General features: G+C 61.8%; 1 pseudogene. It reads right to left on the reverse strand.

Going from position 1 to position 440, the window contains the following annotated elements:
• A pseudogene (locus BK665_RS33070) lies at positions 1-440 on the reverse strand (alpha/beta fold hydrolase); the annotation flags it as partial.

Below are 440 nucleotides of genomic sequence, written 5' to 3' on the forward strand. Positions count from 1 at the left end.
ATCGGCAGCCTTTGTCGCTTGCTGGATTTGCGCGATGGCCGCCTTGAAGTCGTACTGGGCGATCTGGTCGCCGTTCCATTCCCTCTTGCTCGCCGGCAGCAGGATGCTCACCCGCACATCCAGCAGCCACACGTCGTACTAGTGTTTGCACAGGTATTCCAGGAGGTTGGTCTGGATGGTGTCGGTGGAGAACATATTCGAGCCCACGCCCAGGCCGTGCACCAGCATCACCGGGCCTTTGGTTCCGCCCTGATAGCGGGTCAGGCGCAGTTCGCCGTTGTCCTCGGTCTGGAAGAAATGCACGCTCGGCGTTGGCGCATCCAGCGGTCGTTTCAGCCGTGGTGGCGCGTCCGGGTTGAAGTAGCTATCGCCGGCGAACACCCCGCCGTAGCTCTCCCAGAGAATACCGGCGCAGAATTTGCCGAACCGCGCCAGGCATT

The sequence above is a fragment of the Pseudomonas frederiksbergensis genome (genome assembly GCF_003732665.1).
Taxonomy (GTDB): Bacteria; Pseudomonadota; Gammaproteobacteria; order Pseudomonadales; family Pseudomonadaceae; genus Aquipseudomonas; species Aquipseudomonas frederiksbergensis_G.